The following is a 15,722-nucleotide window of genomic DNA, read 5'->3' on the forward strand; positions in this document are numbered from 1 at the left end:
CCCGACCAGCCACCTGATATCGGCACCACCCGAACCCGGCTCACCCAGGGTTTCGACACGCCTCGTCGCCACGCTCCTCATCGGCTCAACCACCAACCGCAACAACACCTCTGATGGTCGAGCCCGGACCCCAACCACCAACCGCAACAACACCTCTGATGGTCGAGCCGGGACCGAGCGAAGCGAGGACCCGAGTCGAGACCTCCCTCGCCCACACCCGGAACCCGACCAGCCACCTGATATCGGCACCACCCGAACCCGGCTCACCCAGGGTTTCGACACGCCTCGTCGCCACGCTCCTCATCGGCTCAACCACCAAGGGCGACAACCCCTCTGATGGTCGAGCCGGGACCGAGCGAAGCGAGGACCCGAGTCGAGACCTCCGCCGGTCACAACGCGATCGCACCACCGAGCCAGGTACCTGCGGCGAGCAGCCCGCCGAAGAGTTCGATCCCGATCGTGTAGGCGGCCGCCCTGGTCGCCGACACGGTCCCCCGCCAGGCCTGCGTCATGGTGCGGGTGCGGACGAGCTCGGCGAGCATGGCGCCGATGATGAACCCGAGGAACAGCCCCACCACCGGGATCACGAAGAAGCCGACGATACCGACCACGGCGCCGACGACGACGGTACGGTTGGGGATTCCGCCAGACCGCAGAACCCGTCCTGCGACGAAGTATTTGATGGTCTCGGCGATCGCGATCAGACCGACCGCGACACCGAGTACGGCCCATGCCCATCCGCCGACGATCACAGCCCAGATCAGGATGGCCACGACGACGAGCAGCGTCCCCGGGATCACCGGGACGACGATGCCGAGCAGGCCGAGCAGGATGACGACACCGATGATGATGTCGCCGTAGAGCGGCATCGGTGTTCCGCTCAGTCGACGACGGCGCGCGACGGGTCGGTGGCCGACTCGTCGGGTGCGGGTGCGGGCGCGGGTGCCGCCGGCGGGGCGACCGGCGGCCTGCCGGCGGCCTGGCGCGGCGGTCCAGGTGGCGGGAAACCGCGACCCGGCTGACGCGGTCCGGGCCCGGGACCAGCCGGAGGACGACCCGGCGCACCACCGGCAGGTCCCATCGGTGGACGCGGGGGTTGTTGTGCGCCATGCGGTCCCGGCGCCGGCCGACCGGGCCCGTGCGGTCCGGGCGCAGGCGGCACGGCGGGTGGCATCTGTGGACGGTTGGGCATCACCGGCGGAATCGGTGCGGGCGCACCGTGTCTGGCCTCACGGCCGCTGACCGGGGTGACGATCGACGCGGCGCGCACCGCACGTTCACGGGCGGTGGTGACATCGTCAGCGGTCGCGGTGACCACACCCATCCGGCGACGATGGAAACTCTCCGGCTTGCCGAAGAGCCGAATATCGGTCTCGGGCACCATGAGTGCCTGCGCCACGTCGGTGAAGCCGATCGCCTTCTCGTCGAGCTGGCCGTAGATCACCGCTGATGCGCCGGGGGAGGCGAGGGTGACATCGACCGGCAGTCCGAGGATCGCGCGAGCGTGCATCTCGAACTCGCTGAGCCGCTGGGTGGCCATCGTGACCAGGCCGGTGTCGTGCGGGCGCGGACTGACCTCGGAGAAGTACACGTCGTCGCCCTTGACGAACAGTTCGACACCGAAGATTCCACGGCCACCGAGCTTTCCGTCACCCATGGCGGTGGCGATCCGGGCCGCGATCGAGGTGGCCGCACCGAGCGCATCGGGACTCATCTCGTGCGGTTGCCAGCTCTCCACGTAGTCGCCGCTGACCTGCTTGTGTCCGATCGGCGCACAGAAGTGAGAGGTGATCCGGCCGGTCGTGGGATCGATCGCCCGCACGGTGAGCAGGGTGATCTCGAAGTCGAACTCGACCCAGCCCTCGATGATCACACGATCGGTGGCGACGCGACCGCCGGTGGTCGCCCGCTCCCACGCGGCCGTGATGTCGTCGGCGCTCTTGATCACCGTCTGGCCCTTGCCCGACGACGACATCACCGGCTTGACCACACAGGGATATCCGATCTGCTTGACCGCGATGGTCATCTCGTCCAGCGAACTGGCGAACAGGTACGGCGAGGTCGGCAGCCCCAGTTGCTCGTCGGCGAGGCGACGGATGCCCTCACGGTTCATCGTGGCCATCACCGCGGCGGCGGTCGGGATGACCTCGGCCTGGCCACGACGTTCCACCACCTGCAGCGCCTCGGTGGCGATCGCCTCGATCTCCGGCACCACATAGTGCGGGCGGTACTCGTCGACCAGGGCGAGGATCGCGTCCGCGTCGGTCATGTCGATGACCTCGGCGTGATGCGCCACCTGCTGCCCCGGTGCGCCCTCGTACCGGTCCACCGCGATCACCTCGACGCCGAGGCGCTGGAATGCGATGACCAGTTCCTTGCCGAGCTCACCGGCGCCGAGCACCATGACGCGGGTGGCGGTGGGCGAGTTCGGGGTTCCGATGACATCGGGCGGCCCGACCGGAGACGGGCGGGCCGCCGGTGCCGGGTCGGCGGCCACCGGAGCGGGCTGCGACAACGGCGCACCAGACGCCGCGGGTGTGGCAGCCGACGCATCGGCGCCGGCCACCGGCGCAACGGGCTCGGCGTCAGGCCGTGCGACCCCAGGGGCCCCGGAGGACTCGGCCACGTTCCCGGCGGCGGGAGCCCCCGACACCGACATCGCGTCCGGGGTCGCCTTGTTCAGCGAGGGCGGGGCGGCCTCGGGCGCCGGATCGGCCGCGGGCGGCGGCACGGCCGCGGGCGGCGGCACGGCAACGACGGGCTCCTGTGGCGTCGGAGTCGACGCGCTGCTCTCGCGGTTCGAGGTCATCCCCGAATTCTACGTGGCGACCCGATCATCCGGATGCGGCACCACGGGAGTCGGATTGCGGTTTCACAACGTCTCAGACCTGCAGAAACCGCGGATTCAGCCCATCACCTCGTGGACGTAGCACCACCGCCACGTCTCACCCGGTTCAGCCGAACGCATGACGGGATGACCGGAGTCGTGGAAGTGCGCGGTCGCATGCCGGCGCGGGGACGAGTCACAACAGCCGATGTGACCACACTCGAGGCACTTGCGCAGGTGTGACCAGTGGGTCTCCCCGATCGCCACGCAGTCCTCGCATTCGTCGGCCCGACCGGTCGCGGCGGGCGGATCGGTGGCCACCTCGACCCCTATCGTGCCGAGCTCCGGACAGCGCTCCGCAGCACCTCCGGTCCCACCCGTCGTTGCGTCGTTTCCGTCGTTGCCACGTCCGAACAGTCGCATGGGTCCATTATCCCCACTAGGTTCTACCGGGTGAGTGCGTCACTTCTCCTCGTCGCGGCGGTGTCACTCGCGATCGCCGCCGTGTGCCGCCATTTCGGGTTGTCGGCGCCGCTGATCCTGGTCGCGGTCGGGCTGGGCATCGGGTGGATTCCGGGGCTGCCCGGCGCCGCCCTCGACCCCGAGTTCGTGCTGTTCGTGATCCTGCCGCCGCTGCTGTACTCGGCCGCCCAGGACAGCTCCTACCAGGAGATCCGCGCCAACGGGCGGGCCATCGGGCTGTTGGCCGTGGGGCTGCCCCTGTTCACCACACTGCTGGTCGGGCTGGTCGCGTGGGGTGCCGTCCCGCATCTACCGTTGGCCGCGGCCCTGGTCCTCGGCGCGGTGGTGGCCCCGCCGGACGCTGTGTCGGCGCAGGCCATCGGTCGACGGGTGGGGCTGCCGCGGCGTCTGATGACGCTGCTCGGTGGGGAGAGCCTGCTCAACGATGCGACCGCCCTGACCGCACTGCGGGTGGCGGTGGCCGCCGCGATCGGCGCCACCACCACCGTCTGGGACGGGATCGCCACCTTCCTGCTGGCGGCGGTGGGCGGCGTGGTCGTCGGCCTGGCGATCGGGTATCTCACCGGTTGGGTGCGCAACTGGCTGACCGATCCGACGCTGGAGACCTCGATCGGCATCATGGTCCCGTTCGGCACCTATTTCGTCGCCGAGGAACTGCACACGTCCGGCGTGATCGCGGTGGTCACCGCGGGCCTGCTGCTCGGTCAGCGGTCACTGCGCGTCGGCTATGCCACCCGGCTGCAGGACACGTCGGTCCGCAAGTCGATCGACGCGCTGCTCGAGTCCTTCGTGTTCCTGCTGATCGGATTGCAGCTGCCCGACCTGGTGCGGGGACTGGCCGGGGAATCGTGGGCACACATCGCCGTCGACTCCGCGCTCGTGCTCGCCGCCGTGATCGCGGCCCGGTTGCTGTGGGTCTACCCGGCCACGTACCTGCCGCGCATGCTGTCGCGGTCGGTCCGGGAGGCCGAGCCCCCGCCCACACCGGCATCGGTGTTCATCGTCGGCTGGGCCGGCATGCGCGGGGTGGTGTCCCTCGCTGCGGCCGCGACCATTCCGCTGACCACCCAGTCCGGGGAGGCGTTCCCAGCGCGCGCGGAGATCGGTTTCCTGACGTTCGTGGTGGTGGTCGGGACCTTGCTGCTGCAGGGCACCACCCTGCCATGGCTGATCCGGCGCCTCGGGGTCGCCGGCGACGACGTCGCCGCCGACCGTCTCGCCTACGCCGCGGCGCAGGACCGCGCCTCCCGGGAGGCCGAACGGCGGCTCGACGAGATCGAGGCGGCCATGGCGTCCGACGACGTCCGCCGCCACCAGATCGGGATGCTGCGCAAATGGGTCACCACACAACGCAATACCGCCTGGGAGGAGCTCGGACGAGGCCCGGACGCGATCGGTGAGAGCCCGACCGCCGCGGCGAACCGGATCCGGATCGAACTGCTACAGGTGCAACGCAAGGTCTTCGTCGACGAACGCCGCGCCGACCGCATCGACGACGAGGTGTTCCGAAAGGCCATGCGGCGCCTGGACTTCGCCGAGGGACTCACCGACCGCGGTGGCGACGGCGACAGCTGAACGGTCACCCGACAGTGGCAGACGCACCGACGACGGCCGGTTCGCCGATCTCGGCGAGCTCATAGACCTCGGTCGACGCGGCGCGACCGCGCAGGGTGACGGTCTCCAGTTCCCGCCAGCGTGCCGACTCGTGCGTGGCGGCGGCCTCGATCGTCCGCCCGGATGCCAACGGGCGGCGCGGATCCCGTTTCGCCAGCTCCGACAGCCGCGCACTCTCGTTCACCGGATCACCGATCACCGTGAACTCGAATCGTTCGATGGCGCCGACATTTCCGGCCACGACCGGTCCGTATCCGATACCGATCCCCGCCGACAGTTCCGGCACCTCGACGTGTAGCCGGTCGGCGATGTCTCGGGCGGTCGCGAGTGCGGCAGCAGCACTGTCGGGTAACGAGATCGGGGCGCCGAACACCGCCAGCACCGCGTCTCCCTCGAACTTGTTGACCAGGCCGCGATGGGTGTCGACGGCGCCGACGATCACCGCGAAGAACCGGTTCAGGATCTCCACGACCTCGGTGGGGGTGCGTTCGGCGGTCAGCCGGGTGGATCCGATCACGTCGACGAACATCGCCGCCACCACCCGCTCGGTGCCACCGAGTTCTGGATCGGAGGCGAGCGCGGCGTCGGCGACGTCGCGGCCCACGTGCCGGCCGAACAGATCCCGCATGCGTTCGCGTTCGCGCAGCCCACCGACCATCGAGTTGAATCCGGCCTGCAGATCGCCGAGTTCGGTGCCGTCGTAGACGACGAGCTCGGCGTCGTCGAGGTCACCGGCCTGCACCCGGTGCATCCCGGTGCGCACACTGCGGATCGGTCCGGTGATGCTCAGGCTCGACAGCACGGTCAGGATCAGGCCGGTGGACAGCGCCGTCACCGCCAGCACGGCCACCCCGACGAACATGTCCAGTTTGCTGGTCTCGTCCCGGAACGCCCCGAACAGCACCACCAGCAGGATCCCGACGATCGGGATCGCCGAGCCGACCAGCCAGGACACGATCGACCGGCTGTGCACGCCGCTGCTGCGGCGACGCCGACCGTAGCCGGCGCTGATCAGCTCGGCGGCCACCGGCCGCATCGCGAACTCGATCAGCAGATAGGACACCGCCACCACCACCAGTCCGCTCATACCCACCACGAACAGCACCTTGGGGATCAGATGCGGGTGGATGATCCCGTAGCAGAGGGTGAACAGGATGACCGCGCCGAGCCACAGCATGCCCTGGATGCCGAGCAGCCATCGTGGTGCCCGGCGGGCGAGTCGCGCATCGCGCTCGGTGGGGCGGCGATCCCGGATGGCCCACTGCAGGTCGCGGACGACGATCACGGTGCCCGCGCCGATCCCGATCACGAATGCCGCCACCACGTACACCGGCACGGCGATGAAGTTCACCCACCACAGGTCACCGACGAACACCGACGGTTCGGGGATACCGACCGAGGCGAGGGCGATCGCGACGATCGCCCCGACGAGGTTGGCGATGACCAGGGATGCGGTGAGTACGGTCTGCACCCGCAGACGCTGCACGAAGCCGCTGTCGGTGCTGGAGCCGAGCAGAATCGATCCGTAGTCCCGTGTCCCCCGCGCACCGAGCATGCAGACACTGTGTCACAGCCGGGGCGGGCGGTGGGGACGCCGACGAATCCACCTCCCATTCCGGACATGGCGGACACTAGACTCGTGCCATGGCGTCGACAGATCTGGGGCCGCGGCCACCGGAGAACACGCGTCTCGACGTGATCGCCGACCTCCGGGGCGCGCTGTCCGACTCGACGACGCAGGTCTGCGGGCTGGTCGTCACCGCCGGTCCGGGCGCCGGCAAGACCCATCTGCTGCGCGAGCTGACCACCACGCTGCCGGGTACGGTCCGCCACGCGTGCGCCGACGAACTGTCCTGGCGCCGGCCGTTCGAGGTGGCCTCCGCCCTGCTCGGGGCCGCCGTCACCGATCCGGTACCGGAGGGTTTCGAGGACTCCCTGCTCGACCGCGTCGACGAGATCTGTGCGTCGGACCGGCTGGTGCTCGTCGTCGACGACGCCCACAACGCCGATGCGGCGAGCCTGGAACTGCTCGGTCGCCTCGTGGACGCCGCCGCCGACCTCCCGCTGGTGTTGCTGCTGGCGCGGCGCCAGCTACCGCGGCGCACCATGCTCGAGCAGTTGGTCGCACGGCGGTCGGTGCACGAATGGACGCTGCCCGCGATGACCGACGACGATGTGACCGCCATGGCCACGGCAATGCTGGGTGCCGCCCCGGATGCCGCACTGGCCGCGGTGCTCGCCACCGCGGGCGGCAACCCGATGCATGCGCTCACCCTGTTACGCGGCCTGCAGCGCTCCGGCGAGCTGATCGTCGAGCACGGCCACGCCACCACCCGACACCCCGATCCCGGGGTTGCGCTCGCCGACGTCCGCGACGCCGTCGGATCCCATCTGGCCCTGCTGGATCCCCGGGCCACCGATCTGCTGCGGAAGCTGGCGGTCTGGGGTGGCCCGGCCACCCTGCCCGACCTCGCGGCCCTCGACGCCTCACCGCCGGTGGCACTGGTCGCCGCCGCCCAATCCGCCGTCGACGCCGGGGTGGTCGCGATCGGCGACGGCGGGCGGCTGTCGTTCACCCACGACCTGTATGCCGAGGTCGTCTACGCCCGTATCGCTCCGGCGCTGCGATCGGTGCTGCACGAGGCGATCGCCGGGATGCAGCGCACCCGCGGCGCCCATCAGCTCGTCGCCCACCACGTGCTCGCCGCGGGTCTCGACGACGCGGCCGGGGTGTCCGACGCCGTGCGCCGCGCCGAGGAGGACCTGGTGAACACACCGTCGGTGGCCGTCGACCTGCTCGACTCGGCCGCCGGCCTCCCCGGCGGTGGCGCCCCGGGCCTTCGGTTGGGCCTGGCGACGGCGCTGGCCCGGACCGGCCAGCTCCGCCGCGCCTCGGAGGTGGCGGCCGAGGGGGTCGCCGCGACCACCGACATCGACGAACTCGCCGCGCTGCTGCGCATCCAGATGTTCACGCTGATCGCCCAGGCGCGCACCGACGAGGCCCGCACCCTGATCACCGACACCCTGGCCCTGCCGGTCGGCGACGACACCGCGCGCACGCTGCGCGAGCTGCTCGCCTACCTCGGCATCCTGGAGGGCACCGCGCCGGTGCCCGCAGCCCCCTTCCGCATCGCGGGCGCCTCCACCACGGGTGTGGTGGCCGAGTCGTTGCGCCTGTTCCTGCGCGGAGAGTTCACCGTGTGCCTCGACCTCGCGATGGAGGCCTCACGCCGGGAGGGCTCCGTCTCCGATCCGGCCGGCCCGGCCACCACCTCCGCCGACATCTGGCCACCGCTGATCGAGTTGTATGCCAACGGGCCGCAGGCGGCCGCGGAACTGATCGACCACGTCACCCGGCTCCGCACCGACCGAGGTAGCAGCTGGCTGACCTCCTATCACGAATTCACCTCCGGTGGAATCGAATTGATCGCCGGCCGACTCTCCGACGCGGCCGCACGATTCGATGCCGGATTCGAGCACCTGGGCGCCGCCGAGATGGGCTGGACCTCGCTGGCGCAGGCCGGCCGCGCCCTGGTCGACATCCACCGCGGCGAACTCGGTGCCGCGGCAACACGACTCGACGAGTATGCCGACGCAGGCCTGCCCGACCAGTTCGGCATCCCCACCGTGACGGCCACCCGCTCGGCGCTGCTCGAGGCACTCCGGCGCCTCCGCCCGGCCGCCACCGAGGCCGCTGCGGCATGGCGCCGCGCGACCGAGCTGAACCTGTACGGCTGGATGCCCCTGGTGGTCCTGCAGACCACACGGATCGCCCTGCGCGCACATGACGACGATCTGCTCCGCGATATCCGATCGGGTATATCACTTCTTCCGCAACCACTTCCGACGTCGGCGACCGGCGTCGAGCTGGCCGATGCCCTGTGCGCGGCAGCGCTGGCCGAACGCTCAGGCGCCGACACCGACGCGACCCCGGCCGCGCTCACCGACCTCGCCGCGACCGCGGCCACCCGGTCACGGGAGATCGGCGACCTGCTCACCGAGACCTCCGCGTGGGAGGAAGGCGCCTGCGTGGCAGCCGCACACGGCGACAAGCAGACCGCCAAAGACCTTGCGGTGCGGGCACTGTCGGTATCCCAGGAGATCGGTGCGGTGACCACGTCCACCCGGATCGCCACCCGGCTCCGCGCACTCGGATTGCGGCTCGACCCGACCGCGGTACGTGATCGGCCCCGCCATGGGTGGGACAGTCTCACCCGCTCCGAGCTCACCGTCGCCGAACTCGTCGCGGACGGGCTCAGCGGCCCCGAGATCGCCGACCGCCTGTTCGTGTCACGCCGGACGGTCCAGACCCACGTCTCGCACGCACTGGCCAAACTCGGGCTGCGTACCCGGGTGGAGTTGGCCGCGGCGGTCGTCGCCCGCCGCCACGGCGCCTGAACCGGGCGTTCCCCACCGGCCACCGCACCACCCGGCAGGCACGAGGCGTGAGTGGCACCGGAACCTCTGCCATCGCACCGATGACTGCGGCACGCCGGTCGGAGGACAGTGGTGATCACCGCCACGGTCCCACGAACACAACCGGTGGCCACCACGAAAGGCAGATCGATGACCAGCCCCACCCGACCGGCACCGGTGAACCCGGCCCATCACTCCCACCTCACCGGGGTCTTCGCCCCGCAACGATCCGAGGTCGCCGTCGACGACCTCCCCGTCACCGGGACGCTGCCGCAGACCCTGCAGGGCAGCTATCTGCGCAACGGCCCCAACCCGCGGTTCGATCCGATCGGCTCGTATGTCTACCCCCTCGACGGTGATGCGATGGTGCACGCCATCACCCTCTCCGACGGGAAGGCCGGCTATCGTAACCGCTTCGTCCGGACACCGATGGTCATCGCCGAAGAGGCTGCCGGAGAAGCGATCTGGTCCGGCATCACCGATGGCCACACCCCGTCGGTCGCCGAGGTGGGCCCCGACCTCGCCGGGACCGTACGTGAACTCCCCGACATCAACATCGTCTCCCATGCCGGCCGGCTGATGGCGATGGCCGAGTCCGACCGCCCCTACCTGCTCGCGCCCGCCGACCTCGCGACGCTGGCCCGCACCGACTGCGACGGCGCGATGCGGGTCGGCAGCACCGCCCATCCCAAGATCGATCCGGTCACCGGCGAGATGGTGCTGTTCAACTATGGTCTCGAGGCGCCGTTCCTCACGTGGTCGGTGGTCGGACCCGACGGGTCCGCGGTACGAACCCCCACCCCGGTCGAAGGCCTCGACACCCCGACGATGATCCACGACATGGCGCTCACCGAGCGCTACATCGTCCTGTTCGCATGCCCGCTGCGGTTCGACCTCGTGGCCGCGATGACCGGTGGTTCCCTGCTGTCGTGGCGCCCCGACGACGGCACCCGGATCGCGCTCATCCCGCGCGACGGCAGCCCGGTCCGGTGGCTGACCATCGACCCGATCTGGGTCTGGCACTTCGCGAACGCCTTCGACAACCCGGACGGCACGGTCACCGTCGACTACGTCGAGTGGACCTATCCGGGCGGATTCACCGACGACCCGCGGCCGGACACCTCGACGCTGGTCCGCGCCCGCCTCGACCCGAACGGCCCGGTCACCCGCACCACGATCAGCGACGAGGCGGTGAACCTGGAGTTCCCCCGCGTCGACGACCGCCTGCTGACCCGGGACCATCACCGGGTGGCGACGGTCGCCAAGGGCCCCGGTGACACCGGAGACCTCGACAGCCTGTGGTTCCACGACCTGCGGGCGGGCACCGAGACCTGCTGGAGCCCCCGGGTGGCGATCGGCGAACCGATCTTCATCCCGAGCGCCGACGGAGACCTGTGGGGTGCGATCGGCACCGATCCGGAGTCGATGCGGTCACGGTTCTACCTGCTCGCCGCCGACGACCCGTCCGCGGGTCCGGTCGCGACGGTGGATCTGCCGATCCGGGTGCCTGCCGGCCTGCACGGGTCCTGGTTGCCCGCGTGAGCGGTCGGCCGCAGGTGCCCGCGGCAACCGGGTCGGATCAGACGATCTCGCGACGCACGATCGTCTGATCGCGGCCCGGGCCGACACCGATGCACGAGATGTGCGCACCGGACAGTTCCTCGAGACGCAGGACGTAGTTCTGGGCGTTCTGCGGCAGATCCTCGAAGCGCTTGCAGTCGGAGATGCCCTCCCACCAGCCGGGCATGTACTCGTAGATCGGCTTGGCGTGATGGAAGCCGGTCTGCGTCATCGGCATGTCCTCGACCCGCTCGCCGTCGACCTCGTAGGCCACGCAGATCGGCACCTGCTCGACGCTGGAGAGCACGTCGAGCTTGGTCAGGAAGTAGTCGGTGATGCCGTTGACCCGGGTCGCATAGCGCGCGACGACGGCGTCGAACCAACCGCATCGGCGGGCGCGACCGGTGGTGACACCCACCTCGCCGCCGGTCTTGGCCAGGTAGGAGCCCCACTCGTCGAACAGCTCGGTCGGGAACGGTCCCGAACCGACGCGGGTGGTGTAGGCCTTCAGGATGCCGAGCACGGTGGTGATCCGATTGGGGCCGATACCGGCGCCGACCGCGGCGCCGCCGGCCGTCGGGTTGGACGACGTCACATACGGGTAGGTGCCGTGGTCGACGTCGAGCAGCGTGCCCTGCGAACCCTCGAGCAGCACGGTCTCACCACGTTCGAGCGCCTGGTTGAGCAGCAGCCGGGTGTCGGCGATGCGATGCTTGAAGCTCTCGGCCTGACCGAGCACCTCGTCGACCACCTGGGCGGGGTCGAGGGCGCGGCGGTTGTAGATCTTGACCAGGATCTGGTTCTTGAGCTCGAGGGCCGCCTCGACCTTCTGGGCCAGGATCTTCTCGTCGAGGACGTCGGCCACGCGCACGCCGACGCGGGCGATCTTGTCCTGGTAGCAGGGGCCGATGCCACGACCGGTGGTGCCGATCTTCTTGTTGCCGAGGAAGCGCTCGGTGACCTTGTCGATGGCCACGTGGTACGGCATGAGCAGGTGGGCGTCGGCGGAGATCATCAGGCCGGTGGTGTCGACGTCACGGTCCTCGAGACCACCCAGCTCGGTCAGCAGCACACCCGGGTCGACGACGACACCGTTGCCGATGACGTTGTTGACGCCCGGCGTGAGGATGCCGGACGGGATCAGGTGGAGCGCGAAGGTCTCACCGTTGGGCAGGACGACGGTGTGTCCGGCGTTGTTACCGCCCTGGTAGCGGACCACCCACTGCAGCGCACCGCCGAGTAGGTCGGTGGCCTTTCCCTTGCCCTCGTCACCCCACTGGGCTCCGATAAGCACGATCGCGGCCATGGACTCCCACTCCCCTTCATGATCGGAAATGATTCTGGCTGTCGGCACAGCCCGAACCGGGACAACCCTACTTGTTCGGGTCGATCGATACGCTATGCGCATGTCGTTTGTGCTCATCGCGTCGTCCGAGGTGCCCGCGACGGCCGCCTCCCCACGCGCCGTCCGGGACGAGGTGAAGGCCCGGATCGCCGACCCCGCGGTGAGTCGGCTGATCGTCACCGCCGGTCCCGACGACACCCATCCGGACCGGTTCCTCGCGCAGGTCATCGCGGCGCTGATGCGTGCCGAACGCCTGGACGTCGAGGTCGGATACGCCCCCGATCAGCCCACCCCGGCCACCGGGATCTACCGGCTCCCCCACGGCGCGCAGGCCCGTGAACTGGCCGAACAGGGGACCGCCGTGGAGATCCCCTTGATCCGCGACGACGCCGCGACCGTGCTGCTCGGCAGCGCCCGGCATCTCGGGGCCGAGGGCGCCCGGCTGCACGGCGAGAGCTACGTCGACGATCACCGGCTGTTCTCCGGGACCGTCTCCGGCATCCGGATCGAACCCACCCGCGAGCTCCCCGGGCTGCGCGCGAGGCCGGAGGCACCCGCCGGATGGCGCCGGCTGTGGCGCCGCGAACCCTGGCATCCGGGGCGGGCGGTGCAGACCGGTGGCAGCAATCTGGTCGTCGAACGCGAGGGGGCGCTGACCGAGCGCGCGGTGAAGCGGTCGACGTTCTACCGTCATGACGTGGATCTGAAGCTGGTGTGCCGATGAGCGGCATCGATCAGGGTGGTGCGCGCCGCACCCCGTCACTGACCCAGGTGGTGCGCGCGGTGGCCCCGAGCTGGGTGTTCCTGGCACTGATCGCCGTCGCCGGGGTCGGGGCATGGCTGTGCGTGGACGCCGGTCTCGAGCGCACCTCGACCACCGCGACCATCGGCACCGTCCTGCTGGTGCTGGCGGGCTGGGTGATCTCGCTGTGTCTGCACGAGTTCGCCCACGCGGTGACCGCCTACCGCTTCGGCGATCACAACGCCGAGTTGCGCGGCTACCTCACCCTCAATCCGCTGCGCTACACCCATCCGGGCCTGTCGCTGGGTCTGCCGCTGCTGATCATCCTGCTCGGCGGCATCGGCTTCCCCGGTGGCGCCGTCTATCTCGACGAGCGGGGCTTCAGCCGCGGGCAGCGCACGACGGTGGCGCTGGCCGGGCCGGTGATGAACCTGCTGCTGGCGTTCCTCCTGTTGACCGTGATCCGGGCGTTCGGACCGTTCGCCGAGACCCCGTTCGGCGTGTTCTTCGTCTCCGACCACCTGATCACCCTGTGGTCGGCACTCGCGATGCTGGCGTTCTTGCAGATCACCGCGGCGATCCTGAACCTGATCCCGATGCCCGGCTTCGACGGGTACGGCGCGATCGAACCGTATCTGTCGGCGCAGGCGCGGCAGAACGCCGCCAGGATCGCGCCCTACGGCTTCCTGATCATCTTCGCGTTGCTGTTCATCCCGCAGCTGAACCGGCTGTTCTTCGACATCGTGTTCTGGTTCTTCGACCTGTCCGGCGTGCCGTCGCAGCTGGCCGGTTGGGGATGGAACACCTTCCTGTTCTGGCGATGACGCACCGGCTGCCCGGCCGGCGGCCGCGCTCACGCCCGTGATGCCGACGTCCCCAGGTTCACCTCGATGACCGCGCCGGTGGTGGTGCCGGGGTCGGCGACCAGGTACATCACACTGCGGGTCACGTCCTCGGGGTGCAGCCACGGCACCCCGAGCGGGCTGAGTCCGGCGAGCAAAGCCCGCACGTCGTCGGCGGTGGGATGGGCCAGGTCGGGACGGAAGTGCTTGAGCGAGGCGGGATTGAGGACCATCGGGGTGGCGACGGTGGTGGGACAGACCACGTTGGCGGTGATGCCGTAGGCGCCCACTTCCAGGGCCACCGACTTGATGAACCCGATGATCCCCCACTTGGTGGCGGCGTAGTGCGACAGATCCCGCATACCGCCCCGGCCGGCACCCGACGACACCCCGACGATGCGGCCGTATCGGTGCTGCTTCATCACCGCGACGACGGACCGGACGCAGTGGAAGGTGCCGCTCAGGTTGGTCTCGACCATGTCTCGCCACTGCCCATCGGTCATGGTGTCGACCGGATTGAACCCGCAGATCCCGGCGTTCGCGATGAGGACGTCGAGGCGGCCGTGATCGGTGCGCACCCGGTGGACGAGATCGTTCACCGCGTCGACGTCGCGCACGTCGACCACCGCGGCGGTGGCCTTGCCACCGGCGTCGGCGATCGCCTCGACGGTCTCGGCCAGCTCTTCCTCGGTTCCCATCGGGTACGGGATCGTGTCGATCTGGTGGGCGATGTCGGTGGCGATCACATGCGCTCCGGCCTGGGCGAGTGCCAACGCATGGGCCCGGCCCTGCCCGCGTGCGGCGCCCGTCACCCAGGCGACCTGCCCGTTGAGATCGATCATCGCTCCTCCTCGGAACCGTCGGTGGATCCAGAACCCGACCTGTCCACATCGTGACCGCCGGATCACCGAGAACGCCAAGACCAAACGGCGATCGATCTAGCATCGAGAGATGCTGGATGTGTCGCTCCGCGAGCTCGAGTACGTGGTCGCGGTCGACTCCGAGCGCAGTTTCACCCGGGCGGCCCGCGATCTGCACATGGCCCAGCCGGCGTTGAGTCAGGCGATCATCCGGCTCGAGCGTCGTCTGGGCGTGCCGCTGTTCGAACGGACCAGCCGCCGGGTGGAGACCACCACGGCCGGGGAAACGCTGGCGCGGGAGGCCCGCGACATCCTCGAGCAGGTACGGGCGGCGGTACGCGAAACCACCACCGCGGGGCGTCCCGAGCTCACCGTGCACGTGACAGAGCCTGCGCTGCAGACCCCTCGGCGCCTGTTGACCGCGGTGCGGGCCGCATATCCGCAGCTGGCGCTGCACCAGACCACGCTGCCCGAGTCGGCCGGCGACCATCGTGAGTCCGGTGGCCATGTGTCGCTGACGCTCGGCCCACCGCAGGCCGACGACGTCACCTTCGCCGACGATCTGTGCTCCGAACCGATGCGGTCCGAGCGTGTCGGCATCCTGGTGACCCCCGGACACCGGCTGGCCGGCACCGGCCCGGTGTGCGCCGCCGCGATCGCCCCGCATCGGCTGGTGTCGATCGACGATCGACTGAGTCGCTGGAACGACTGGGTCACCGGCTGGCTCACCACTCACCGTGAGCATCCGCGGTGGACGGCGTCGACGGTGTTCGGGCTGGCCGCCGGCGGCGACATGGTCGCCGACGGCAACTGTGTCCTGGTCTGCCTGGAATCGGTCGCCGACGACGCCGGACCCGAGTTCTGCTGGCGGCCGCTCACTCCGACGAGCGAGGTGACATGGATGCTCAATTGGCATGCCGGTCAGTCGGATTCACCCGAGTTGACCACCGGGTTGGGGGCAATGCGCCGCTTTGCGCGCGGCGCACGGTGGGTCCGGCCGTCACCGATCGGCGAATAGCGAAGGCACCCAAGG

General features: G+C 69.9%; 12 protein-coding genes. 6 read left to right on the forward strand and 6 right to left on the reverse strand.

The annotated features are described in order from the left end of the window. Positions 1–389 precede the first annotated feature (389 nt). The 3 genes from ACWDUA_RS18425 to ACWDUA_RS18435 form a co-directional block, all read right to left on the reverse strand. Positions 390–869 (reverse strand): DUF456 domain-containing protein, encoded by a 480-nt coding sequence (locus ACWDUA_RS18425; RefSeq protein ID WP_449752452.1) that lies wholly within the window; start codon positions 867–869, stop codon positions 390–392. A gap of 11 nt (positions 870–880) precedes the next feature. Further along, entirely contained in the window at positions 881–2,809 is a 1,929-nt protein-coding gene (gene purT, locus ACWDUA_RS18430; RefSeq protein ID WP_449752453.1) for a formate-dependent phosphoribosylglycinamide formyltransferase, read from the reverse strand. Between the two features lie 96 nt (positions 2,810–2,905). Continuing rightward, positions 2,906–3,250, reverse strand: a complete 345-nt coding sequence (locus tag ACWDUA_RS18435; protein WP_449752454.1) for a UBP-type zinc finger domain-containing protein — start codon at positions 3,248–3,250, stop codon at positions 2,906–2,908. A 30-nt stretch (positions 3,251–3,280) separates the two neighbouring features. Between ACWDUA_RS18435 and ACWDUA_RS18440 the strand changes: the two genes are divergently transcribed. Next, positions 3,281–4,885, forward strand: a complete 1,605-nt coding sequence (locus ACWDUA_RS18440) for a Na+/H+ antiporter (RefSeq protein WP_449752455.1) — start codon at positions 3,281–3,283, stop codon at positions 4,883–4,885. Between the two features lie 4 nt (positions 4,886–4,889). On the opposite strand, the gene ACWDUA_RS18445 is transcribed toward ACWDUA_RS18440, so the two are convergent. Further along, positions 4,890–6,479 (reverse strand): adenylate/guanylate cyclase domain-containing protein, encoded by a 1,590-nt coding sequence (locus ACWDUA_RS18445; protein WP_449752456.1) that lies wholly within the window; start codon positions 6,477–6,479, stop codon positions 4,890–4,892. An 89-nt stretch (positions 6,480–6,568) separates the two neighbouring features. On the opposite strand from ACWDUA_RS18445, the gene ACWDUA_RS18450 reads away from it, so the two are divergent. Together ACWDUA_RS18450 and ACWDUA_RS18455 are read left to right on the forward strand one after the other, a co-directional pair. Further along, positions 6,569–9,322, forward strand: coding sequence for a LuxR C-terminal-related transcriptional regulator (locus ACWDUA_RS18450; protein WP_449752457.1), 2,754 nt, complete (start codon positions 6,569–6,571; stop codon positions 9,320–9,322). A gap of 168 nt (positions 9,323–9,490) precedes the next feature. Then, entirely contained in the window at positions 9,491–10,882 is a 1,392-nt protein-coding gene (locus ACWDUA_RS18455; protein WP_449752458.1) for a carotenoid oxygenase family protein, read from the forward strand. A gap of 37 nt (positions 10,883–10,919) precedes the next feature. Here ACWDUA_RS18455 and ACWDUA_RS18460 read toward each other — a convergent pair whose 3' ends face one another. Then, complete coding sequence (locus ACWDUA_RS18460; protein ID WP_449752459.1) at positions 10,920–12,206, reverse strand: adenylosuccinate synthase; 1,287 nt, start codon at positions 12,204–12,206, stop codon at positions 10,920–10,922. Positions 12,207–12,306: 100 nt separating this feature from the next. On the opposite strand from ACWDUA_RS18460, the gene ACWDUA_RS18465 reads away from it, so the two are divergent. Then, positions 12,307–12,969: a hypothetical protein gene (locus tag ACWDUA_RS18465; protein ID WP_449752460.1), complete on the forward strand. Its 663-nt coding sequence runs from the start codon at positions 12,307–12,309 to the stop codon at positions 12,967–12,969. Beyond that, a complete protein-coding gene (locus tag ACWDUA_RS18470; protein WP_449752461.1) occupies positions 12,966–13,811 on the forward strand; it encodes a site-2 protease family protein in 846 nt (281 codons plus the stop codon). The genes ACWDUA_RS18465 and ACWDUA_RS18470 overlap by 4 nt, the downstream gene beginning before the upstream one ends. Positions 13,812–13,840: 29 nt before the next feature. Here the strand turns inward: ACWDUA_RS18470 and ACWDUA_RS18475 are convergent, their stop codons facing one another. Then, complete coding sequence (locus ACWDUA_RS18475; RefSeq protein WP_449752462.1) at positions 13,841–14,671, reverse strand: mycofactocin-coupled SDR family oxidoreductase; 831 nt, start codon at positions 14,669–14,671, stop codon at positions 13,841–13,843. 109 nt (positions 14,672–14,780) lie between these two features. Here ACWDUA_RS18475 and ACWDUA_RS18480 point away from each other — a divergent pair, with 109 nt between their 5' ends. Continuing rightward, positions 14,781–15,707 carry a LysR family transcriptional regulator gene (locus ACWDUA_RS18480; RefSeq protein ID WP_449752463.1) on the forward strand — a complete coding sequence of 309 codons (927 nt, stop codon included), beginning with the start codon at positions 14,781–14,783 and terminating at the stop codon, positions 15,705–15,707. Positions 15,708–15,722: the final 15 nt, after the last annotated feature.

The organism is Gordonia sp. NPDC003376 (assembly GCF_053589235.1).

Excerpts from the sequence above, each read along its gene's own strand:
- ACWDUA_RS18470 (WP_449752461.1), top strand. The coding sequence starts at position 12,966 with ATGAGCGGCATCGATCAGGGTGGTGCGCGCCGCACCCCGTCACTGACC.
- purT (WP_449752453.1), bottom strand. The coding sequence starts at position 2,809 with ATGACCTCGAACCGCGAGAGCAGCGCGTCGACTCCGACGCCACAGGAG.
- ACWDUA_RS18435 (WP_449752454.1), bottom strand. The coding sequence starts at position 3,250 with ATGCGACTGTTCGGACGTGGCAACGACGGAAACGACGCAACGACGGGT.
- ACWDUA_RS18475 (WP_449752462.1), bottom strand. The coding sequence starts at position 14,671 with ATGATCGATCTCAACGGGCAGGTCGCCTGGGTGACGGGCGCCGCACGC.
- ACWDUA_RS18480 (WP_449752463.1), top strand. The coding sequence starts at position 14,781 with ATGCTGGATGTGTCGCTCCGCGAGCTCGAGTACGTGGTCGCGGTCGAC.
- ACWDUA_RS18460 (WP_449752459.1), bottom strand. The coding sequence starts at position 12,206 with ATGGCCGCGATCGTGCTTATCGGAGCCCAGTGGGGTGACGAGGGCAAG.
- ACWDUA_RS18455 (WP_449752458.1), top strand. The coding sequence starts at position 9,491 with ATGACCAGCCCCACCCGACCGGCACCGGTGAACCCGGCCCATCACTCC.
- ACWDUA_RS18445 (WP_449752456.1), bottom strand. The coding sequence starts at position 6,479 with ATGCTCGGTGCGCGGGGGACACGGGACTACGGATCGATTCTGCTCGGC.
- ACWDUA_RS18450 (WP_449752457.1), top strand. The coding sequence starts at position 6,569 with ATGGCGTCGACAGATCTGGGGCCGCGGCCACCGGAGAACACGCGTCTC.
- ACWDUA_RS18425 (WP_449752452.1), bottom strand. The coding sequence starts at position 869 with ATGCCGCTCTACGGCGACATCATCATCGGTGTCGTCATCCTGCTCGGC.
- ACWDUA_RS18465 (WP_449752460.1), top strand. The coding sequence starts at position 12,307 with ATGTCGTTTGTGCTCATCGCGTCGTCCGAGGTGCCCGCGACGGCCGCC.